18 protein-coding genes are annotated in these 21,056 nt (G+C 71.6%); 7 read left to right on the top strand and 11 right to left on the bottom strand.

Features of this window, described 5'->3' with window-relative positions:
• Positions 1-52 precede the first annotated feature (52 nt).
• Genes ACH4E8_RS12490 through coxB form a run of 3 tightly spaced genes read right to left on the bottom strand, consistent with a single transcriptional unit; the run spans position 53 to position 3,164 of the window.
• A complete protein-coding gene (locus tag ACH4E8_RS12490; RefSeq protein WP_398447082.1) occupies positions 53-451 on the bottom strand; it encodes a cytochrome c oxidase subunit 4 in 399 nt (132 codons plus the stop codon).
• Positions 448-2,172, bottom strand: coding sequence for a cytochrome c oxidase subunit I (gene ctaD, locus ACH4E8_RS12485; RefSeq protein ID WP_398447080.1), 1,725 nt, complete (start codon positions 2,170-2,172; stop codon positions 448-450). Before ctaD ends, ACH4E8_RS12490 begins: the two co-directional genes overlap by 4 nt.
• Positions 2,169-3,164, bottom strand: coding sequence for a cytochrome c oxidase subunit II (gene coxB, locus ACH4E8_RS12480; RefSeq protein ID WP_398447078.1), 996 nt, complete (start codon positions 3,162-3,164; stop codon positions 2,169-2,171). The genes ctaD and coxB overlap by 4 nt, the downstream gene beginning before the upstream one ends.
• A gap of 366 nt (positions 3,165-3,530) precedes the next feature.
• Between coxB and ACH4E8_RS12475 the strand changes: the two genes are divergently transcribed.
• Positions 3,531-4,898 (top strand): cysteine desulfurase/sulfurtransferase TusA family protein, encoded by a 1,368-nt coding sequence (locus tag ACH4E8_RS12475; protein ID WP_398447076.1) that lies wholly within the window; start codon positions 3,531-3,533, stop codon positions 4,896-4,898.
• A gap of 186 nt (positions 4,899-5,084) precedes the next feature.
• On the opposite strand, the gene ACH4E8_RS12470 is transcribed toward ACH4E8_RS12475, so the two are convergent.
• Positions 5,085-6,056 (bottom strand): carbohydrate kinase family protein, encoded by a 972-nt coding sequence (locus ACH4E8_RS12470; RefSeq protein ID WP_398447074.1) that lies wholly within the window; start codon positions 6,054-6,056, stop codon positions 5,085-5,087.
• 129 nt (positions 6,057-6,185) lie between these two features.
• Between ACH4E8_RS12470 and ACH4E8_RS12465 the strand changes: the two genes are divergently transcribed.
• Together ACH4E8_RS12465 and ACH4E8_RS12460 are read left to right on the top strand one after the other, a co-directional pair.
• Positions 6,186-6,386, top strand: a complete 201-nt coding sequence (locus ACH4E8_RS12465) for a hypothetical protein (RefSeq protein ID WP_398447072.1) — start codon at positions 6,186-6,188, stop codon at positions 6,384-6,386.
• Between the two features lie 81 nt (positions 6,387-6,467).
• Positions 6,468-7,982, top strand: coding sequence for a hypothetical protein (locus ACH4E8_RS12460; protein WP_398447070.1), 1,515 nt, complete (start codon positions 6,468-6,470; stop codon positions 7,980-7,982).
• 88 nt (positions 7,983-8,070) lie between these two features.
• Here ACH4E8_RS12460 and ACH4E8_RS12455 read toward each other — a convergent pair whose 3' ends face one another.
• Positions 8,071-8,427, bottom strand: coding sequence for an iron-sulfur cluster assembly accessory protein (locus tag ACH4E8_RS12455; RefSeq protein WP_361542575.1), 357 nt, complete (start codon positions 8,425-8,427; stop codon positions 8,071-8,073).
• A 262-nt stretch (positions 8,428-8,689) separates the two neighbouring features.
• Between ACH4E8_RS12455 and nadA the strand changes: the two genes are divergently transcribed.
• A complete protein-coding gene (nadA, locus tag ACH4E8_RS12450) occupies positions 8,690-9,895 on the top strand; it encodes a quinolinate synthase NadA (protein WP_398447068.1) in 1,206 nt (401 codons plus the stop codon).
• A gap of 254 nt (positions 9,896-10,149) precedes the next feature.
• Positions 10,150-11,376, top strand: coding sequence for a Bcr/CflA family efflux MFS transporter (locus tag ACH4E8_RS12445; RefSeq protein WP_398447066.1), 1,227 nt, complete (start codon positions 10,150-10,152; stop codon positions 11,374-11,376).
• Here the strand turns inward: ACH4E8_RS12445 and ACH4E8_RS12440 are convergent.
• The 6 genes from ACH4E8_RS12440 to ACH4E8_RS12415 all read right to left on the bottom strand — a co-directional run bounded on the left by ACH4E8_RS12440 (position 11,354) and on the right by ACH4E8_RS12415 (position 18,824).
• On the bottom strand, positions 11,354-12,031 hold the full coding sequence (locus tag ACH4E8_RS12440; protein WP_398447064.1) for an alpha/beta fold hydrolase: 678 nt from the start codon (positions 12,029-12,031) through the stop codon (positions 11,354-11,356). The genes ACH4E8_RS12445 and ACH4E8_RS12440 overlap by 23 nt on opposite strands.
• A 147-nt stretch (positions 12,032-12,178) precedes the next feature.
• Positions 12,179-15,316: an efflux RND transporter permease subunit gene (locus tag ACH4E8_RS12435; protein ID WP_398447062.1), complete on the bottom strand. Its 3,138-nt coding sequence runs from the start codon at positions 15,314-15,316 to the stop codon at positions 12,179-12,181.
• A gap of 199 nt (positions 15,317-15,515) precedes the next feature.
• Entirely contained in the window at positions 15,516-16,202 is a 687-nt protein-coding gene (locus ACH4E8_RS12430; RefSeq protein WP_398447061.1) for a response regulator, read from the bottom strand.
• A complete protein-coding gene (locus ACH4E8_RS12425; protein WP_398447059.1) occupies positions 16,199-17,530 on the bottom strand; it encodes a sensor histidine kinase in 1,332 nt (443 codons plus the stop codon). Before ACH4E8_RS12425 ends, ACH4E8_RS12430 begins: the two co-directional genes overlap by 4 nt.
• A gap of 171 nt (positions 17,531-17,701) precedes the next feature.
• Positions 17,702-17,980 (bottom strand): hypothetical protein, encoded by a 279-nt coding sequence (locus tag ACH4E8_RS12420; protein ID WP_398447057.1) that lies wholly within the window; start codon positions 17,978-17,980, stop codon positions 17,702-17,704.
• A gap of 52 nt (positions 17,981-18,032) precedes the next feature.
• Complete coding sequence (locus tag ACH4E8_RS12415; protein WP_398447055.1) at positions 18,033-18,824, bottom strand: PspA/IM30 family protein; 792 nt, start codon at positions 18,822-18,824, stop codon at positions 18,033-18,035.
• Positions 18,825-19,142: 318 nt separating this feature from the next.
• Here ACH4E8_RS12415 and ACH4E8_RS12410 point away from each other — a divergent pair, with 318 nt between their 5' ends.
• Together ACH4E8_RS12410 and ACH4E8_RS12405 are read left to right on the top strand one after the other, a co-directional pair.
• On the top strand, positions 19,143-19,739 hold the full coding sequence (locus tag ACH4E8_RS12410; RefSeq protein ID WP_398447053.1) for a DUF3043 domain-containing protein: 597 nt from the start codon (positions 19,143-19,145) through the stop codon (positions 19,737-19,739).
• 83 nt (positions 19,740-19,822) lie between these two features.
• Entirely contained in the window at positions 19,823-20,563 is a 741-nt protein-coding gene (locus ACH4E8_RS12405; RefSeq protein ID WP_398447316.1) for a class I SAM-dependent methyltransferase, read from the top strand.
• The last annotated feature ends 493 nt before the right edge of the window (positions 20,564-21,056 follow it).

Below are 21,056 nucleotides of genomic sequence, written 5' to 3'. Positions count from 1 at the left end.
GCCCGGCGCGTGTCGTTGACAAGTCGACGGCACGCGCTAACGGCGTGCGCCGCTACTGGTTCTGGTTCTCACCGCGGTAGTACTCGAAGACCCAGCCCCAGATGCCGATGAGGATGATCGGAGCGGAGAAGTACATCAGCCACCAGCCGACCGCCACCGAGAGGAAGGCGAGCGCGCCACCGAGGCCGAGGAAGAGCGGCTGCCAGCTGTGCGGGGCGAAGAAGCCCAGCTCGCCGGCCTCGTCGGCGACGTCGGCCTCCTTGTCGTCCTGGGCCATGGAGTCGACCCGCTTGGCCGTGAAGGCCAAGTAGTAGCCGACCATGATGCTCAGGCCGAAGGCCAGGAAGAGCGCCGTGGTGCCGGCCGGCTCCTTCGACCACACGCCGTAGAGGATGGCTACGGCGAGGATGAAGACGGCGAGCCAGATGAACATCCTTCCCTGGATCTTCACTTGCCGGCCTCCTTCCCGGTGGTGAGGACGGCGTGGTCGTCCAGGTGGTCGAGGGCAGCGATCTCCGGGTGGTGGAGGTCGAACGCCGGCGATTCGGAACGGATGCGCGGCAGGGTGAGGAAGTTGTGCCGCGGCGGCGGGCAAGACGTCGCCCATTCGAGCGAACGGCCGTAGCCCCACGGGTCGTCGACCTCGACCTTCTTGCCGTACTTGGCGGTCTTCCAGACGTTGTAGAAGAACGGCAGGAGCGACGCGCCGAGGACGAAGGAGCTGATCGTCGAGATCGTGTTCAGGGCGGTGAAGCCGTCGGCCGCCAGGTAGTCCGCGTAACGACGCGGCATGCCCTCGGCACCGAGCCAGTGCTGCACCAGGAAGGTGCCGTGGAAGCCGAGGAAGAGCGTCCAGAAGGTGATCTTGCCCAGGCGCTCGTCCAGCATCTTGCCCGTGAACTTGGGCCACCAGAAGTGGAAGCCGGCGAACATCGCGAAGACCACGGTGCCGAAGACGACGTAGTGGAAGTGCGCGACGACGAAGTACGAGTCGGAGACGTGGAAGTCCAGCGGCGGCGAGGCCAGGATGACACCGGTCAGACCACCGAAGGTGAAGGTGATCAGGAAGCCGATGGTCCAGAGCATCGGTGTCTCGAAGGACAGCGAGCCCTTCCACATGGTGCCGATCCAGTTGAAGAACTTCACACCGGTCGGTACCGCGATCAAGAAGGTCATGAACGAGAAGAACGGTAGGAGCACGCCGCCCGTCACGTACATGTGGTGCGCCCACACCGTCACCGAGAGGCCGGCGATGGCGATGGTCGCGGCGACCAGGCCCATGTAGCCGAACATCGGCTTGCGGGAGAAGACCGGGATGATCTCCGAGACGATGCCGAAGAACGGCAAGGCGATGATGTACACCTCTGGATGGCCGAAGAACCAGAAGAGGTGTTGCCACAGCAGTGCGCCGCCGTTGGCCGCGTCGAAGATGTGCGCCCCGAACTTCCGGTCGGCCTCCAGCGCGAAGAGCGCGGCGGCGAGCACCGGGAAGGCGAGCAGCACCAGCACACCGGTGAGCAGGACGTTCCAGGTGAAGATCGGCATCCGGAACATCGTCATGCCCGGCGCGCGCATGCAGATGATGGTGGTGATGAAGTTGACCGAGCCCAGGATCGTGCCGAAGCCGGACAGGGCCAGGCCCATGATCCACATGTCGGCGCCGACGCCCGGGGAGCGGACCGCGTCGGACAGCGGCGAGTAGGCGAACCACCCGAAGTCGGCGGCGCCCTGCGGGGTGAGGAAGCCGGCGACCGCGATGAGCGAGCCGAAGAGGTACAGCCAGTACGCGAACATGTTCAGCCGCGGGAACGCCACGTCGGGCGCGCCGATCTGCAGCGGCATGATCCAGTTGGCGAATCCGGCGAACAGCGGCGTCGCGAACATCAGCAGCATGATCGTGCCGTGCATCGTGAACGCCTGGTTGAACTGCTCGTTCGACATGATCTGCGTGCCCGGCCGGGCCAGCTCGGCGCGCATGAAGAGCGCCATGAGACCGCCGATGACGAAGAACACGAACGACGTGATCAGGTAGAGCGTACCGATCGTCTTGTGGTCGGTGGTCGTCAGCCACTTCACCACGACGTTGCCGGGCTGCTTGCGCCGTACCGGCAGCTCGTTCTCGTACGAGTCGTCCGTCGCGGCGGCACCCTGGGGTTGGTTGAGGATGCTCACAGTTGCTTCTTCTCCGCGTTCTTGGCCGGGGTCGACTGCTCGATGCCCGCCGGGATGTATCCGGTCTGGCCCTTGTCCGCAAGTTCCTTCAGGTACTTCTGGTACTCCTCGGGGGACACGACCTTGACGTTGAACAGCATCCGGGAGTGGTCGACGCCGCAGAGCTCGGCGCACTTGCCGAGGAAGGTGCCCTCCTGCGTGGCGGTCACCTCGAAGGCGTTGGTGTGGCCCGGGATGACGTCCTGCTTGAAGAGGAAGGGAACCACCCAGAAGGAGTGGATCACGTCACGGGAGGTCAGGATGAAGCGGACCTTCTCCCCCTTGGGCAGCACCAGGGTCGGGCCCGGGTTGCCGGTCTCCGGGTTGCGGGTGCCGGGGATGCCGGCCTCCCAGACGCCGCCCGCGTTCGCGGGCAGGGCGTTCAACCACTTGTCCGGGATGGCCTTGAGGTTCTTGTCCGTCTTGGCGTCGCCCGTCGAGCCGGGGACGTCAGAGATGTAGTTGAAGCCCCAGCTCCACTGGTAGCCCACCACGTTGATGGTGTGCTGGGGCTTGTCGGACAGCGAGAGGATCTTCGACTGGTCACGCGCGGTGAAGTAGAAGAACACCGAAACGACGATGAGCGGAACGACCGTGTACAGCGCCTCGATCGGCAGGTTGTACCGGGTCTGTCGGGGGATCTCCACCTTGGTCCGGCTGCGCCGGTGGAAGAAGACGCTCCACAGGATCAGGCCCCAGACCAGGACGCCCGTGATGAGCGCGGCCGCCCACGATCCCTGCCAGAGGGAGAGGATGATGGGCGCCTCCTCCGTGACCGGAGTGGGCATGCCGAGGCGGGGGAAGTCTTCCCAGGTGTATTCACAACCGGTGGCGGTAACCAGGATCAGGCCCGCAGTCAGCACCTGCGGCAGCTTCCGCCGCATCGGGCGCCGCGACACGGGGGTACCACCCGCGCCTTGGCTGCGGGGGAGGTCGGAGCCGTTGGGACTCACGTAGCGCCTTCCCGAGAGTCTTTAGGCCCGCGCGACGGGGTGCGGCCGTCTCTCAGGTCGGTCGCCGGCCCTGACGCGGGCTGGGGTTTGGATGTTTATGCGGACCAAACCCTACTGGACGCTATTTGGGGTCGCGCGGGGAGGGTGCCCAACGCGCCGCCGCACCCCCTGAAGGGGTGGAATCCCCCGGATTTTTTACCGTATTTCCGCCGCTTCCAGGCCGCAAAATCCCGGGTCGCGGGCGGTGCGGAGGGCACGGCGGGCGGGTCCGCAGGGTGGGGCCCGGCGCGGGCGCGGCGTCCGCGGAGTGCCCGATTCCGGCGGGCATCTGACGCCCCCTCGAAGGGGCGGGGTTACGTTGAGGGCGTGCCCTACTTCGACGCCGCTTCCTCGGCCCCCCTGCACCCCGTGGCCCGCCAGGCGCTGCAAGCCGCCCTCGACGAGGGCTGGGCCGACCCGGCCCGGCTGTACCGCGAGGGTCGACGGGCCCGGCTGCTCCTGGACGCGGCGCGGGAGGCCGCGGCGGAGGCGGTGGGGTGCCGGCCCGACGAACTCGTCTTCACTCCTTCGGGGACGCGCGCGGTGCACCTCGGGGTGTCCGGGGCGGTCGCGGCGCGCCGGCGCGTCGGGCAGCGGGTGGTCGTCTCGGCGGTGGAGCACTCCTCCGTGCTCCAGGCGGCGGGCCGCTTCACGGTGACCGAGGTGCCGGTGGACCGGCTCGGCCGGGCGTCGGCCGCGGGGTACGAAGCGGTGGTCCACCCGGCGCCCGGGCGCGAGGGCGCGGCGCTCGCCTGCCTCCAGTCCGCGAACCACGAGACGGGCACGGAGCAGCCGGTGGCGGAGGTCGCGTCGATGTGCCGGGCCGCCGGGGTGCCGCTGCTGGTGGACGCGGCGCAGTCCCTGGCGTACGGACCGGTCGAGGGCGACTGGTCCCTGCTGGCGGCCAGCGCGCACAAGTGGGGCGGCCCGGCCGGGGTCGGGCTGCTCGCCGTGCGCAAGGGGGTCCGGTTCGCCCCGCAGGAGCCCGCGGACGAACGCGAGTCGGGGCGGTCGGCGGGGTTCGAGAACATCCCCGCGATCGTGGCGGCGGCGGCGTCGCTGCGGGCGGTGCGGGCGGAGGCGGCGGACGAGGCGCGGCGGCTGCGGGCGCTGGTGGAGCGCATCCGCACCCGGGTGCCGGAGCTGGTGCCGGACGTCGAGGTGGTCGGCGACCCGGTGCACCGGCTGCCGCACCTGGTCACCTTCTCCTGCCTCTACGTCGACGGCGAGACCCTGCTGCACGAGCTGGACCGCGAGGGCTTCGCGGTCTCCTCGGGCTCCTCCTGCACGTCGAGCACGTTGACGCCGAGCCACGTGCTGCGGGCGATGGGCGTGCTGAGCGAGGGCAACGTACGGGTGTCGCTGCCGTTCGGCACGGAGGAGGGGGACGTGGAGCGCTTCTTGTCGGTGCTGCCGGGGGTGGTGGCGACGACGCGGGGGCGCATCGAGTCGCCCGCGTCCGCGATGACCGAGGACCGGGTCCTCGACACGCTGGGCAAGCGGTGCCCGATCCCCGTGATCGAGCTCGCCAAGGTCATCGACGACGTCCCCGTCGGCGCGACGATCACCGTCCTCTCCGACGACGAGGCGGCGCGCCTGGACATCCCGGCGTGGTGCGGCATGCGGGGCCAGGAGTACGTGGGCGAACGCGCGAGCGAGCGCGGCGTCGCCTACGTCGTCCGCCGCGCGTCCTGACGGCAGGCCGCCTGCCGCTGCGGCTTGGTGGTGGACTGGTCGCGCAGTCCCTCCGCTACGCCCGGAGGGGTGCGGGGCCCTATAGCGCCACCTGACGCCCTCGCCGTGTCCCTGCGGGAGCGGCGAGGGTGTCCAGAGGCCGGGACGCGGCACCCCGGGAGGTGGGGTGCCGGGTCCGGGGGGCGGCTAGAGGTGCTTGTGGACCTCGGTGGCGGCGTCTTCGCCGTACGCCTTGGCGAAGCGCTCCATGAAGTGCGCGCGCCGGAGCGTGTACTCCTGGGTGCCCAGCGTCTCGATCACCAGCGTCGCCAGCATGCAGCCGACCTGCGCCGCCCGCTCAAGGCTGACGCCCCACGACAGCCCGGACAGGAAGCCCGCGCGGAACGCGTCGCCGACGCCCGTGGGGTCGACCTTCGCCTCCTCCTCCGCGCAGCCGACCTCGATCGGGTCCTCGCCGGCCCGCTCGATGCGCACTCCGCGCGCGCCGAGGGTGGTGACGCGGTGGCCGACGCGGCTGAGGATCTCCTCGTCGCTCCAGCCGGTCTTGGACTCGATGAGGCCCTTCTCGTACTCGTTGGAGAAGAGGTACGCGGCCCCGTCGAGCAGTATGCGGATCTCGTCGCCGCCCATCCGGGCGATCTGCTGCGAGAAGTCGGCCGCGAAGGGGATCCCCCGGGAGCGGCACTCCTCGGTGTGGCGGAGCATCCCCTCGGGGTCGTCCGCGCCGATGAGGACGAGGTCGAGGCCGCCGACGCGGTCCGCGACGGACTTCAGTTCGATGAGGCGGGCCTCGCTCATCGCTCCCGTGTAGAAGGAGCCGATCTGGTTGTGGTCGGCGTCCGTCGTGCAGACGAAGCGCGCGGTGTGCAGCACCTCGGAGATCCGCACGGACTCGGTGTCGACGCCGTGGCGGTCGAGCCAGGCGCGGTACTCGTCGAAGTCCGCGCCGGCCGCGCCGACGAGGACGGGTCGGGTGCCCAGCTGGCCCATGCCGAAGCAGATGTTCGCGCCGACACCGCCCCTGCGCACGTTGAGGGTGTCGACCAAGAAGGAGAGGGAGACCGTGTGCAACTGGTCAGCAACGAGCTGGTCTGCGAAACGACCGGGGAAGGTCATCAGGTGGTCGGTTGCGATGGAGCCGGTGACTGCGATTCGCACGGCGTATGCGCTCCTGTGGCGGGGTGGAGTTGACGCCTAACGCTATCCGGTCCTGATCACGGACCGAAGACCACAAACTACCCGATAGTAGACCTTTCTCGGGTCCTGTTTGGCGCATACCGTGCGGATATGAAGACTTCCAGCGCCTCCCGGGCGCCCCGTGAGGCCGAGTTCACCCTGGACGAATTGCGCGGCGATTGTGCCCGGATGGCACCGCACTGGGCGCCGCCGGCGAAGGAAGCTCCCCGGCCCGTTTCGCCGTCCCGGATCCACGGGGTGGTGGTGTCGGCCGCCTCGGCGCGGTTGGCCCGGGGGATGCTCGACTACTGAGGTCCGCGCCGGGCCCGGTGGGAACCGGCCGCGCCCTTGTTCCGTCCCAGGGACGGATTCGACGGAGCAGGGGGCGGAGCAGTGGGCGACACGGACGGCACGGACGGCACGCGGAGCGAGGGGGCGCGCAGGCGCTCCCCCTGGGCGATCGCGCTGGTGGCGGCGGTGCTGGTGGCGGGCGCGGGCGGTGGCGCGTACCTGGTCGCGGCGGACTCGGACCGCGGTACGGAAGGGGCCGGCCGGACGCACGGCGGCGCCTTGCCCAAGCTGCCGGTGCACCTGACGGTGCCCCCGCCGGGCACGGACGGCGCGGTCGGCGGGGCGCTGGAGCTGAGTGCGGACGCGGGCGAACTGCCGAAGGGGCCCGCGGAGGCCGCCGCGTACCGGGCGCGCGCCGCGCCGACGCTTCAGGACGTCACGGCGCTGGCGCGGGCGCTCGGCCTGACCGACGCGCCCCGCAAGGCGGCGGGCTCCTGGCTCGTCGGCGCCGAGGAGAACGCGTCGCTACGGGTGGAGCTGACCGCACCGGGCCAGTGGACGTACTCCGCGGCCGGCATGCGCAAGGGCTCCGACGACTGCGGCAAGGGCCTGACCTGCGCGGGGAGCGTCGCGCCGCCGCAGGGCCTCACGATCGACCCGGTCGGCGAGAAGCGGGCGAAGGCCGCCGCGGCCCCCCTGCTCAAGGCCGTGGGCCAGCAGGACGCCGCGGTCGACGCCGGCGAGACCCTGGGGGCGAGCCGTACGGTGCTGGCCGATCCGGTGGTGGGCGGAATGCCGACGTACGGCTGGACGACCCGCGTGGAGGTCGGGGCGGACGGCGGCGTGACGTCCGCCAGCGGCTGGCTGAGCCGGCCGGCGGAGGCCGAGCGGTATCCGCTGCTGACGGCCGCGGCCACGCTGAAGCAGGCGAACGAGCAGAACGGCGCGGCGCCTGCACCCAAGAACGGGCGGGGCGGCAAGGAGTGCGGGCCGCAGACGCAGGGGCCGCCCGCCGCCGGTGACCCCTGTGCCGTGCCCGTCTGCGCGACGTCCATGCCGCTGACGGACGAGGGCGCCCGGGGCGGCCGAACCGATTGCCCGCCCGCACAGTTCGCGCCCCCGCAGCGGCTGGCGGTGCAGGACGCGGTGCTGGGGCTGAGCGCGGTGCGGCAGTCGGACGGGGCCGACCTCGTGCCGACCTGGCTCTTCGAGGTCGCGCCGGAGGGGACGCGCAAGCCGGTGTCCACGCTGCCGTACGTCGCCGTCCAACCGCAGTACCTGACGGCGGCGGGCCCCGCCCCCGAGACCTCGCAGGCGCCGACGGAGCAACCGCCGAAGGATCCGAAGGGCCACTCGCTGGTGCAGTCGTACCGCGTGGACCGCGACGGGCGGACGGTGACGGTGACGTTCATGGGCGGGGTGTGCACCCCGTACACGGCGAAGGCCGTCGAACAGGGCGACGCGGTACGGGTGTCGGTCACGGCGGGTCCGCAGGAGCCGGGCCGGGTCTGCATCCAGGTGGCCAAGGAACAGACCGCGGAGGTCACGCTCGACCGTCCGCTCGGCGACCGCAAGGTGGTCGACGCGGCGTCCGGACTGCCGGTCCCCCGCGGCTGACACCAGGCACACGGAAGGCGGCGGCCCCGGAGAGGGACCGCCGCCTTCGGCACACACCGCCCCGTGAGGGGCGGTGTACGTCGAAGGTTTAGTTGAAGGAGTCGCCGCAGGCGCAGGAGCCCGTGGCGTTCGGGTTGTCGATGGTGAAGCCCTGCTTCTCGATGGTGTCGACGAAGTCGATGGAGGCGCCGCCCAGGTAGGGAGCGCTCATCCGGTCGGTGACGACCTTCACGCCGTCGAACTCCTTGACGACGTCACCGTCGAGGGAACGCTCGTCGAAGAAGAGCTGGTAGCGCAGGCCGGAGCAGCCGCCGGGCTGGACGGCGACGCGCAGCGCCAGGTCGTCCCGGCCCTCCTGGTCGAGCAGGGCCTTCACCTTGGCGGCGGCGGCGTCGGACAGGAGGATGCCGTCGCTCACGGTCTGGGTCTCGTCCGATACGGACATCTGCTTCATCACTCCCGAGATGGGTTCCCCCGCCAGGGGCAGGGCGAAGTACGGAGACTGCATGCCGACATTGCAACCGGCGTGGCCGCGGATTCATTCCGGGCCGGACCTACTCCCTTCATGCTCGCACACCGTCGCCAGGGGGCAACGGGCGGAACCGGGGATGCGTCACATCGACGCTATGGCCGTCGTCAAAGTGACGCGAAGCGGATATGATAGATAGCGTCAATCAGACGAAAAGGTCTGTGCAGAAAGAGAAAGGGTGTGTGACGTGACCACCGCCCAAGCCCGTACGGACGCCGCGAGCACCGCGCTCGACGTACAGCCGACGCCGCTCGCGCTGCTGCTGCTCGGTCGGGAGGCCGACCCGAGGAGCGAGCGCGGCGTGGAGTGTCCCGGCGAGCTGCCGTCCCCGTCCGACCCGGACCTGGTGGAGCGCGCCCGCGCCGCCAAGGAGAAGCTCGGCGACAAGGTCTTCGTGCTCGGCCACCACTACCAGCGCGACGAGGTCATCCAGTTCGCGGACGTCACCGGCGACTCCTTCAAGCTGGCCAAGGACGCGGCGGCCCGCCCGGAGGCCGAGTACATCGTCTTCTGCGGCGTGCACTTCATGGCCGAGTCCGCCGACATCCTCACCTCCGACGACCAGAAGGTCGTGCTGCCCGACCTCGCGGCCGGCTGCTCGATGGCCGACATGGCGACGGCCGAGCAGGTCGCGGAGTGCTGGGACGTGCTGACCGACGCGGGCATAGCCGACCGGGTCGTGCCCGTTTCGTACATGAACTCCTCGGCGGACATCAAGGCGTTCACCGGCAAGCACGGCGGCACCATCTGCACCTCCTCCAACGCGCGGCGCGCGCTGGAGTGGGCGTTCGAGCAGGGCGAGCAGGTGCTCTTCCTGCCCGACCAGCACCTCGGGCGGAACACCGCCGTACGGGACATGGGGATGTCGCTCGACGACTGCGTGGTCTACAACCCGCACAAGCCGAACGGCGGGCTGACCGCGGAGCAGCTCCGCTCGGCCAAGATGATCCTGTGGCGCGGGCACTGCTCGGTGCACGGACGCTTCTCGCTGGAGTCCGTCGAGGACGTCCGCGCCCGGATTCCCGGGGTGAACGTGCTGGTGCACCCCGAGTGCAAGCACGAGGTGGTGGCCGCGGCCGACTACGTCGGCTCGACCGAGTACATCATCAAGACGCTGGACGCCGCTCCCGCCGGCTCCAAGTGGGCGATCGGGACCGAGCTGAACCTGGTGCGCCGGGTGGCCGCCGCCCACCCGGACAAGGAGGTCGTCTTCCTCGACAAGACGGTCTGCTTCTGCTCGACGATGAACCGCATCGACCTGCCGCACCTGGTCTGGGCGCTGGAGTCGCTCGCCGACGGCAAGCTGGTCAACCGCATCCAGGTGGACGCGGAGACGGAGGGCCACGCGAAGCTGGCGCTGGAGCGGATGCTCGCGCTGCCGTAACCCCCGCGGGGTCTCGGACGCAGAAGGGGGCGCCCCGGTCGCATCGACCGGGGTGCCCCCTTTTGGTGCGTCGGGGCGATCGGTTAGCGTGTGCCGCACCGCGCCTTCGGGCGCCGCTTCCGCCCGGGCGTTCCCGACCGGGGCCGCACGCGCCCCGCTCCGCCTCGCGGCGGCCTCTTCCGGACTCCCGGAGCATCTCCCCCTCTCGCCCCTGTCTCGGTTCTTCCCGGCTCCTGGTGCGGAGGCCCCTTGCCATGCCCCTGTTGACCGGCGCGCTCGCGCTGCTGTGCGTCATCGGTCCGCTGTCGACCGACATGTACCTGCCCGCCTTCCCGCGCTTGGCGCAGGAATTGGGCACCGACGCGTCGGGGGTGCAGCTCACCCTGACCGCGTTCCTGGTCGGGATGGCCCTCGGGCACCTGGTGTTCGGGCCGCTCTCCGATCGCTTCGGGCGGCGCGGGCCGCTGCTCGCCGGGGCGGTGGCGTGCACCGCGGCGACCGCGCTGTGCGCGCTGGCGCCGACGCTGGAGTGGCTGGTCGCGCTGCGGTTCGCGGCCGGCTTCGGCGGGGCCGCCGGGATCGCCGTCGGGCGCGCCGTGGTCACCGACGTCACCGGCGGCGCCCGGGCCGCCCGGCTGCTGGCACTGCTCGTCACCCTGGGCAGCATCGCGCCGATCGCGGCGCCGATCGCGGGCGGGGCGGTGATCGAGGCCGTCGGGTGGCGCAGCGTCTTCTGGGTCCTGGCGGCGGTCTCGGCGCTCGTGACCGCGGGCGTGGTCGTCGGCGTACCGGAGAGCCTGCCCGCGGAGCGGCGGGGCGAGGGCGGGCTCGCGCCGTTCGCCCGGTCGGTGCGCACGACCGTGGCCGACGGGCCCTACCTCGGCTACTCGGGCGCGTTCACCTTCGGGTTCGGCACGCTGTTCTGCTACGTCGCCGGGGCGCCGTTCCTCTTCCAGTCCGTGCTGGGGATGGGCGTGGGCGCTTCGTCGGTCGCCTTCTCATCGGGCGCGGTGGTGACGACGCTCTCCTCCTTGTTGGCCGCGCGGCTGGTGGGACGGGTGAGTCCGCAGGCGCTGTTGCGGACCGGGCTGCGGCTGATGCTCGCGGGGGCCTGCGGGCTGACGGCCGTCGCGGGCGTCGGGGCGCTGTCGGTGCACCTCGCGCTGCCGCTGCTGGCGCTGGTGTGCGCGGGGCTCGGGTGCACCGCGTCGAACTCGGCGGCGCTCGCGCTCGCCCGGGTCCCGGCCGCGACCGGCACGGCGTCCGCGCTGCTCGGTACGGCCCAGAGCGCACTGGGCGCGCTGGTCGCCCCGCTGATGGGGCTGGCCGGGGCGGACGCGGTGGGGCCGCTGGTGCTGGGGATGACGCTGTGCTCGGCCGCCGCCCTGGTCTCGGAGCGGTACGCGGCGTCCCGTGCCGCCCGCTCCGCGTCCACCCCGGTGTCCGCCGGACGAGCGGTCAGCCGCAGATCCAGTCCGTGAGCTGCTCGGGGCGGGCCAGGGCGACCAGGTGGCCGCCGGGCAGCGGCTCCACGGGGACGCCCAAGCGCTCGGCGACCACCCGGCGTTGGAACTCCAACGGGAAGAAGCGGTCGTCCCGGCCCTGGAGGAAGCGGGTGGGGACGTCGGGCCAGCCGGACAGCGGCCACGGGTCGGCGAAGAGCGCCTCCGACGGACCGCCGGGCGGGCCGATCGCCAGCGCCTCGGAGGTGATCTCCGGCGGCACGTCGTGGAAGAAGTCCACCAGCGGGTCGAAGGCGGCTTCCGGGTCTCGGCCGTCGCGCAGCGCGGAGGCCCGGCGCGCCTGCGGGTGACCGGTGTTGCCCCACCACTCCCCCGGGCTCTCGCCGGGCGCCGGCACCATCGCGTTCACCAGGATCAGCCGCTCGACCGGGATGCGCTGGCACACCAGGGGCGCGATGAAGCCGGCGAGCGACTGCGCCACCACGACGAGCCGGCCCGGCGCGGCGTCGAGCTGGTCGATGACCGCGTCGGTGTACGCGGCGAGGTCGGCGGTGTTGTCCTCCGGGAGGTCGACGGCGATGGCCTCATGCCCCCGGGCCCGCAGCTCGGGCACGACACGGTGCCAGTACCAGGCGCGGCCGTCGGCACCGGGGATGAGCACGTACTCCGTCATGGTCACATCGTGACGGAAGAACGCCCCGATTTGCGGCACTTTCGCCCGATAGTTCGGTCGAGCCGCGCCCACGGGCGCCCCGGGGCGACGACACGCCGCCCGCCCTCGGGACCTTCCCCGGGGCGGGCGGCGTCGTACGGCTACGGATCAGGCGTTCTGGAGGCTCAGGTCCTCGTCGCCCTGCGCGGTGCCGCGGTCCGGCCCCTGCTCGCCCGACTTCCGGGCGCGCTTGTCGGCCTTCTTCTTGCGGCGGCGCTCCTTGCGCAGCTCCACCATCGCGTACAGCGTCGGCACGAGCAGCAGGGTGAGCAGCGTCGAGCTGATCAGACCGCCGATCACCACGACCGCCAGCGGCTTGGCGATGAAGCCGCCCTCGCCGGTGACGCCGAGCGCCATCGGCAGCAGCGCGAAGATCGTCGCCAGTGCGGTCATCAGGATCGGCCGCAGTCGGTGCCGGCCGCCCTCGATGACGGACTCGACGACCCCGAGCCCCTGGGCGCGGTACTGGTTGATCAGGTCGATCAGCACGATCGCGTTGGTGACCACGATGCCGATCAGCATCAGCATGCCGATCAGGGCCGGTACGCCCATCGGAGTGCCGGTGACCACCAGCAGGCCGATCGCACCGGTCGCCGCGAACGGGATGGAGACCAGCAGGATCAGCGGCTGCACCAGCGACCGGAAGGTGGCGACCAGCAGCATGAAGACGATCGCGACCGCCGCGAGCATCGCCAGGCCCAGCGAGACGAACGCCTCGTCCTGGTCCTCGGAGACTCCACCGATGGAGGCGGTGGCGCCCTCGGGCAGGTCCAGGCCGGAGATCTTCGACTGGAGCGAGGTGCTGACCGCGCCGGTGTTGTCACCGGTCGGCTTGGCGGTGACGGTGGCGGCGCGCGAGCCGTCGATGCGGGTCATCGAGACCGGCCCCGGCACCAGCTGCACATCGGCGATCTCACCCAACTTGACCGCGCCGAGCGGGAGTTCCTTCAGCGCCGCCATGGTCGTGGCGGGCTTCGCGGAGGTGATCACCACATCGCGCTCGGTGTCGTTCAGGGTCACCTTGGCGGCGGGGGTGCCGCGCACGGCCTGGGTGACGGCCATGGCGAGCGTCGCGTCGTTGAACCCGGCGGAGGCCGCGGCGGGCTTCGCCGTCACCGCGATCCGCGGCACGGACTGGGCGAGGTCGCTCTGGACGTCGGTGACGTCCTTGACCTCCGCGACCTCCTTGCGCACCGCCTCGGACGCCTCCTTGAGGGTGTCCGGGTCGGCGGCCTTCACCACGACGCTGACGTCCTGGCTGGCGAAGCCGTCGCCCGCCGAGATGGTGGTGTCGCCGATGCCCTTGAGCTTCGCGAGCTCCGCGTCGATGTGGTCGCGCACGTCCTCGTAGTCCGCGGCGTCCTTCAGGGTCATCTGGTACGACGCCTGGTTGGTGCCCGTACCGCCGCCGAAGGCCGCCATCCAGCCGGAGGAGCCCACGGTGACCTGGTAGTTCTCCAGCTCGTCCAGGCCCGACAGCACCTTCTCGACCTGCTTGGCCGCCGCGTCGGACGCCTCCAGGCTGGTGCCCACCGGGAGCTCCTGCTTGATCGACATGACTTCCTGCTCGCCCTGGTCGAAGAAGTTCGTCTTCAACAGGCCGGCCATGCCGAAGGTGCCGAAGAGGACGACCACCGCGAGGACGATGCTGGTGATCCGCCGGCGGGTGGCGAACCGCAGCACGGGGATGTACGAGCGCTGGAGCCTGCTGCGCTCCTCCTTCTCCTCCGCGATCCGGCGCGCCTCGTCCGGGCCGAGGTCGCGGACGTCCTTCGGCGCGCGCAGGAACCAGAACGACAGCACCGGCACCACGGTCAGCGACACCAGCAGCGAGGCGAGCAGCGCCGCGGTGACCGTCAGCGAGAACGAGCCGAACAGCTCGCCGATCATGCCGCCGGCCAGGCCGATCGGCAGGAAGACGGCGACCGTGGTCAGGGTGGACGCGGTGACCGCGCCCGCGACCTCCTTGACCGCGGTGATGATCGCGCCCTCCCGCTCCTCGCCGTAGCCGAGGTGCCGCTTGATGTTCTCCAGCACCACGATCGAGTCGTCCACGACCCGGCCGATGGCGATGGTCAGCGCGCCCAGGGTGAGCATGTTCAGCGACAGGTCGCGGGTCCACAGCACGATCAGCGCCAGCACCACGGAGAGCGGGATGGAGACCGCGGTGACGAGGGTGGAGCGCAGCGAGGCCAGGAAGACCAGGATCACGACGACCGCGAAGAGCAGGCCGAGCGCGCCCTCGGTGGTCAGTCCGGAGATGGCCTTGGAGACCGCCGGGCCCTGGTCGGCCACCACGGTCACCTCGGCGCCGCTGCCGAGGTCCTTGCGCAGCTCCGGCAGCTTGTCCTTGACCGCGTCCGAGATCGCGACGGCGCTGCCGTCGTTGTCCATGGTGGCGAAGACGGCCAGGCTGGGCTTGCCGTTGGTGCGGGTCAGCGAGGTCGCGGCGGACGGTTGCTGGGCCACCTTCGCGACGTCACCGACGCGCACGGGCCCGCCCTTGGGCCGTACGACGTTCAGGTTCTCGATCTGCTTGAGGTCGGTGTAGCCGGCGCCGACCCGCACCGTGCGGTTCTTGCCGTCCTCGCTGAAGGAGCCGGCCGGTACGGTCGCGCCGCCCGCCTTCAGCGCGTCGGCGAGCGCCGCGGTGGTCAGCCCGGCCGCCGCGAGCTTCGCGTCGTCGGGGGTGACGGAGACCTGGAGGTCCTGCACTCCGTCGACGGTGACCTGGCCGACGCCCTCGATGCCGTCCAGCGCGGGCACGACGGTGCGCTCCAACTGGTCGGCGAGGGCCTGCTGGTCCTTGTCGGAGGTGACGGCGAGGACGACGGTGGGGATGTCGTCGGTGGAGCCGGCGATCACCTCCGGGTCGACGTCCTCGGGCAGTTGGGCGCGGGCCCGGTTCACCGCCTGCTGCACGTCGGCGACGAGCTGCTTGGTGCCGTCCCCGTACTCGAAGCTGGCCATGATCACGGCGTTGCCCTCGCTCGCCGTGGAGGTGATCCCCTTGATGCCGTCGACGGCGTCGATGGAGTTCTCCAGGGGCTCGACGACCTGCTTCTCCACCACGTCGGGCGATGCGCCCTCGTAGGTGGCGAGCACCGAGACCATCGGCAGTTCTATGGAGGGCAGCAGTTGCTGCTTGAGCTGGGGTATGGCGATCGCCCCGAAGACGATCGCCACGATCGACATCAGCCCGACCAGGGCGCGTTGCTTCAGGCTGAATCTCGACAGCCAGGACATGGGGTTCGTCTCTCTTCTGTGGCATGCGCGGCAGGAGCGCGCCGAGGCGGGACGTACGGCGCACGGCGACCCGGATCGCCGGCGGGCGGGGCCAGTGGCCCGCTTATACGATCAGCCATCCCGACGCCGGACCCGTCGCCCCCAGGTCCCGTTTCTTTATCTCGCGCATACCGCAGCTGGAGTACATGCCGCGTGAGCGTCACTCCACCCTCGGGCGTACCAGTCCCGACTCGTAGGCGGTGACGACGAGTTGGGCGCGGTCGCGGGCGCCCAACTTGGCCATGGCCCGGTTCACGTGGGTCTTCACGGTGAGCGGGCTGACGACGAGGCGCTCGGCGATCTCGTCGTTGGAGTGGCCGCCGGCGACCAGCACCAACACCTCGCGCTCCCGCACGGTCAGCGCGGCGAGGCGCGCCGAGTAGGGCTCGGCGTCCGGGTCGTCGTCCCCGGCGCCGCCCTGGGCGAGGAACTTGGCGATCAGACCCTTGGTCGCGGTCGGCGACAGCAGCGCCTCACCGGCGGCGGCGATCCGGATGGCGTTCAACAGTTCCTCGGGCTCGGCGCCCTTGCCGAGGAAGCCGGAGGCGCCGGCGCGCAGCGACTGGACGACGTACTCGTCCACCTCGAAGGTGGTCAGCATGACCACGCGGACGTGGGCCAGCTCGGGGTCGGCGCTGATCAGCCGGGTGGCGGCGAGTCCGTCCATGCCGGGCATGCGGATGTCCATCAGGACGACGTCGGCGCGGGCGGAGCGGGCCAGAGCCACCCCCTCGGCCCCGTCGGCGGCCTCGCCGACCACGGTCATGTCGGGTTCCGAGTCCACCAGGACGCGGAACGCGCTGCGCAGCAGCGTCTGGTCGTCGACGAGCAAGACGCGGATCGTCATCGGTCCTCTCCCGTGCGTGCGGTGAGGGGCAGTATCGCCTGTACGCGGAAGCCGCCGCCGTAGCGGGGGCCGGTGCTGAGCCGCCCGCCGAGGGCGCTGACGCGCTCGCGCATGCCGAGCAGGCCGTGGCCGCCGCGGCCTTCGCGGTCGTCACCCTCGTCACGGCCGGTGCTGTCGGTGCGGCCCTTGCCGCCGCCGTCGCGGGCTTCCCGGGGCTGGGCGTCGGCGCTCGCCCGGGCGTGGACGCACTGAGGGCCTTCGCCCCCGGGCGAGCCGTTGTCGATGACGGTGACCTCCAGCGTCGTGCCCACCCGGATGACGCTGACCTCGGCGCTGGCCCCCGAGCCCGCGTGCTTGCGGACGTTGGTCAGCGCCTCCTGGATGATGCGGTAGGCGGCCAGGTCCACCGCCGCCGGCCGGTGCACGCCCTGGTCGGCGCGGGCCACTTCGACCGGCAGCCCGGCCTGGCGGAAGGTGGTGACGAGTTCGTCGAGCACGTCGAGGCCGGGCGCCGGCTCGGTGGGCGCCTCCGGGTCGCCGGACTGCCGCAGCAGGCCGACGGTGGCGCGCAGCTCGCTGAGCGCGGACCGGCTGGCCTCCCGTACGTGGGACAGCGCTTCCTTCGCCTGGTCGGGGCGCTTGTCCATGACGTGCGCCGCCACCCCCGCCTGCACGTTGACCAGGGCGATGTGGTGGGCCACCACGTCGTGCAGGTCGCGGGCGATCCGCAGCCGCTCCTCGGCGACCCGGCGCCGGGCCTCCTCCTCGCGGGTGCGTTCGGCGCGTTCCGCGCGCTCCCTTATCGCGTTGACGAAGGCGCGGCGGCTGCGGACCGCGTCGCCGGCCGCGGCGGCCATCCCGGTCCAGGCGAAGACGCCCACGTTCTCCTGGGTGTACCAGGGCGTCGTGCCGAAGAACATCGCGGCGCCGGAGAGCGTGACCATGGTCAGCAGCCCGACGCGCCAGGTGGTGGAGCGGTCGGTGCGGGAGGCGACGGTGTAGAGCGCGATCACCGCGCACATCGCCACCGGGGCGGACGGCTCCCCGAAGACCAGCTCGATGAGGCTGAGGACGCCGGTGAACGCCAGCACCGCCATCGGCTGGCGCCGGCGGCACACGAGGGCGGCGGCGGCCAGGGTCATCAGCAGCAGGCTGCGGGCGCCGGGGCTGCGGGCGCCGAACGTCGGGCCGTGCTCGCCGTACGGCTCGGCGAAGGAGCCGACCACCATGCAGGCGAGGGCGAGGGTGGCGATGGCCGCGTCGAGCGCCAGGGGGTGCTCGCGGAGCCAGCGTTGCGCGCGGGCGAACCCGGTGGCGAGGGAGGTCACGGCAAGCAACGGTACGACGTGCGGGCGGCGGACGGGACCGGTGCCGGCGGAGAGCGGTGCCCGGCGGCGGGTGCGCCGATCCCCCCGGCCCTCTTCGGGAACGGGGGGATCGACGTGTTGGAGTGTGCTGGGCGCCGGGCGGGAACGCCGAACGCCGTCCCGCGGGGTGGTTCAGCCGGGGATGAAGCCCCACTCCCCGATGAGCCGTCTGACGTCCTCCAAGGTGGAATCCGGCGCGGGCAGGATCAGCTCGGACGGCTCCAAGGACGCGTCCGGCAGGGGGTCGCCGAGCTCGTGGACCTTGTCGAGCAGGGCGGTGAACGTACGCCGGAACCCGTCCTTGTCGCCCTGTTCGAGTTCGGCCATCAGCTCGTCGTCGAGCTTGTTCAGCTCGGTGAGGTGGCTGTCCGCCAGCCTCACCTGACCCTCCCCCATGATCCGTACGATCATGACGAGTCCTTCTCGCTCGGTCCTGTGGCAGCCCCGCCGGCCCGCCCGCAGGTCAGTGCTTGTCGAAGTTCGGGCGGTTGCTGCCCTGCTGTCCGGCGGCGTCCTGGCCGCCCTCGATGGCCTGCTGGGAGGCGCCCGAGCCGCCGGCCAGCTCCGCCTTCATCCGCTGGAGTTCCAGCTCCACGTCCGTACCGCCGGAGATGCGGTCCAGTTCGGCGGCGATGTCGTCCTTCGCCATTCCGGTCGGGTCGTCGAGCGCACCGGAGGCCAGCAGCTCGTCGATCGCCCCGGCCCGCGCCTGGAGCTGGGCGGTCTTGTCCTCGGCCCGCTGGATCGCCAGGCCGACGTCGCCCATCTCCTCCGAAATGCCGGAGAACGCCTCCCCGATCCGGGTCTGCGCCTGGGCGGCGGTGTAGGTGGCCTTGATCGTCTCCTTCTTCGTGCGGAAGGCGTCGACCTTGGCCTGGAGGCGCTGGGCGGCGAGGGTGAGCTTCTCCTCCTCGCCCTGCAGCGTCGTGTGCTGCGTCTCCAGGTCGGTGACCTGCTGCTGGAGCGCGGCGCGGCGGGACAGCGCCTCGCGCGCCAGGTCCTCGCGGCCGAGCGCCAGCGCCTTGCGGCCCTGGTCCTCCAGCTTCGAGGACTGCCCCTGGAGCTGGTTGAGCTGGAGCTCCAGACGCTTGCGGGACGTCGCCACGTCGGCGACGCCGCGGCGCACCTTCTGGAGCAGCTCAAGTTGCTTCTGGTACGAGTAATCGAGGGTCTCGCGCGGATCCTCGGCCCGGTCAAGGGCCTTGTTTGCCTTCGCGCGGAAGATCATCCCCATACGCTTCATCACACCGCTCATGGGCTTCGCGCGCCCCCTTCTGACGGACTACGGCTCCAGCACTCCAACAGAACCCACAGTACGGGCCCTGCTTCCATTACCGCACTGTTCGAGCACGGATGCGCTCCTCCCCAAGGACGACTGCGGACCGCTCCTGATCCGGCGCAAGGAGTAGATGACCGTCAGGGTCGCCCCCCGATCACCCTCAGGTCACCCTCCGTGACTGCCCCGCGCGGGCCCGGCGAACGCCGTCGTCCCGCCCGTGAAGACGCGCGGTGTTGCCGGATCGTTCCCCACCGGCATTGGGTCCCCGTCCACCACCACGTACCCTTGGGTTTCGTGTTCCGTAGCCGTGCCAAGACAGAGAAGGCCCCCACCGACCAGGTGACGGCGGACCTCTCCCAGCAGCCCCGCGACCCCGAGGCCCCGAAGGGTCGCCCCACTCCCAAGCGGAGCGAGGCCCAGAGCCAACGCCGTCGTGCCGCCACGCAGCCGACCGACCGCAAGGCCGCGATGAAGCGTGCGCGGGAGACCCGGCGCACCGAGCTGGCGCGCCAGCGCCAGGCGCTCGCCAACGGTGACGAGCGGTACCTGCCGGCCCGTGACAAGGGCCAGGTCCGCCGCTTCGCCCGCGACTTCGTGGACTCCCGCTTCTGCATCGCGGAGTTCTTCCTCCCGATGGCGGTGATCATCCTCGTCCTGAGCATGGTCCGCATCGGCCAGTTGCAGAGCATCGCGCTGCTGCTCTGGCTCGGCGTCATCGTGATGATCGTCGTGGACTCCATCGGCCTGGGCATCCGTCTGAAGAAGCAGCTCAACGAGCGCTTCCCCGACGAGCCCAAGCGCGGCGCAGTGGCGTACGCCCTGATGCGCACGCTCCAGATGCGTCGACTGCGTCTGCCGAAGCCCCAGGTCAAGCGCGGAGAACGGCCCTGACCGGCCAGGGCGCGACCGCCCCGGACGCTCCGGGTGAGGTCGCGTCCGCCGCTTCGCCGACGCCCTGCCCCTCCCCCGCGGACATCGGGGACGCCGTGCGGCAGGAGCTGGTCTCCCGCCAGCTCGACGAGCAGATAGTGGCCCGCTACCCGGTCGGGCAGCGGCTGCGGATACTCGACGTCGGCATGGGCCGGGGCGTGCAGGCGCTGCGGCTGGCCCGTGCCGGCCACGCCATCACCGGCCTGGAGGGCGACGCGGAGTCGCTGCGGCTCGCCCAGGAGGCGCTGTCCACCGAGCCCGCGGGCATTCGCGAGCGCGTCCGGATGATCGAGGGCGACGGCCGGGACACCGGCGTCCACTTCACCCCCGGCAGCTTCGACGTGGTGCTGTGCCACGGCGTCCTGATGGCGTCGGCGGAGCCGGAGGGGGTGCTCGCCGGGCTGGCCCGGATGCTGGCGCCCGGGGGCCTGCTGTCCCTCGTCGTACGGAACGCGGACGCGCTGGCCATGGGCCCCGGGCTCGCCGGGGACTGGGAGCGGACCCTCGCCGCGCTGGAGCCGGACGCCGCGGGGTACACCGACCGCCGCGGGGTGCCGCTGCGCGCGGACAGGCTGGAGCACCTGACCGCGACGCTGGCGGGGATCGCGGCGCCGCTGCACGCCTGGTACGGCGTGCAGGTCTTCTCGGAGTGGTCGACGACCGGCCAGGACGGCGCCCCGCCGGAGCCGCTGGAGCGGCTGCTCGCCGCGGAGGACCGGGCGGGCCGCCGGGACCCGTACCGCCGCGTCGCGGCGCTGCTCCACCTGTGCGGCGTCCGCGGCTGACGCTCCGGCGCGCCCCATCGCACTCCGCGCCGCCCCTGGGCGCGCCCGCCGTCTTCCCGCGGGCGCGCCGGTCTCCGCGACCCGGTGGCGGGCTGCTCGCGCGGTCCCGCGCCCTGTGGGGTGTGGGCCCCGCACCACCTGACACCCTCGCCGCTTCCCCACGGAAACGCCGGTCTCCGCGACCCCGGTGGTGAGCTGGACGCGCAGTTCCCCGCGCCCCCAAAAGCCACGCCCTGCGGGCGAGGGGCAGGGATCTTGCAGTCCGTCTCAACCCACCGACCGGCAGTGGGCCGACCAGGCCGGGCACAACAGGGGCGCGGGGAACTGCGCGAGCAACCCACCACCGGGCCGCAGACACCAACGTGTCCCCAAGGCCGACGGCGGGTGGTGCTTTTAGATGGCGTGGAGGTACCACCAGGCCCGCGGGGCGGAGGGCATTCAGGGGCGCGGGGAACTGCGCGAGCAGCCCAGCGCCGAGCCGCAGAGGACATCG

The organism is Streptomyces sp. NPDC017979 (assembly GCF_044328175.1).
GTDB lineage: Bacteria > Actinomycetota > Actinomycetes > Streptomycetales > Streptomycetaceae > Streptomyces.
The sequence above is the reverse complement of the archived record's forward strand: the minus strand, read 5'-3'. Positions and strand labels throughout refer to the sequence as shown.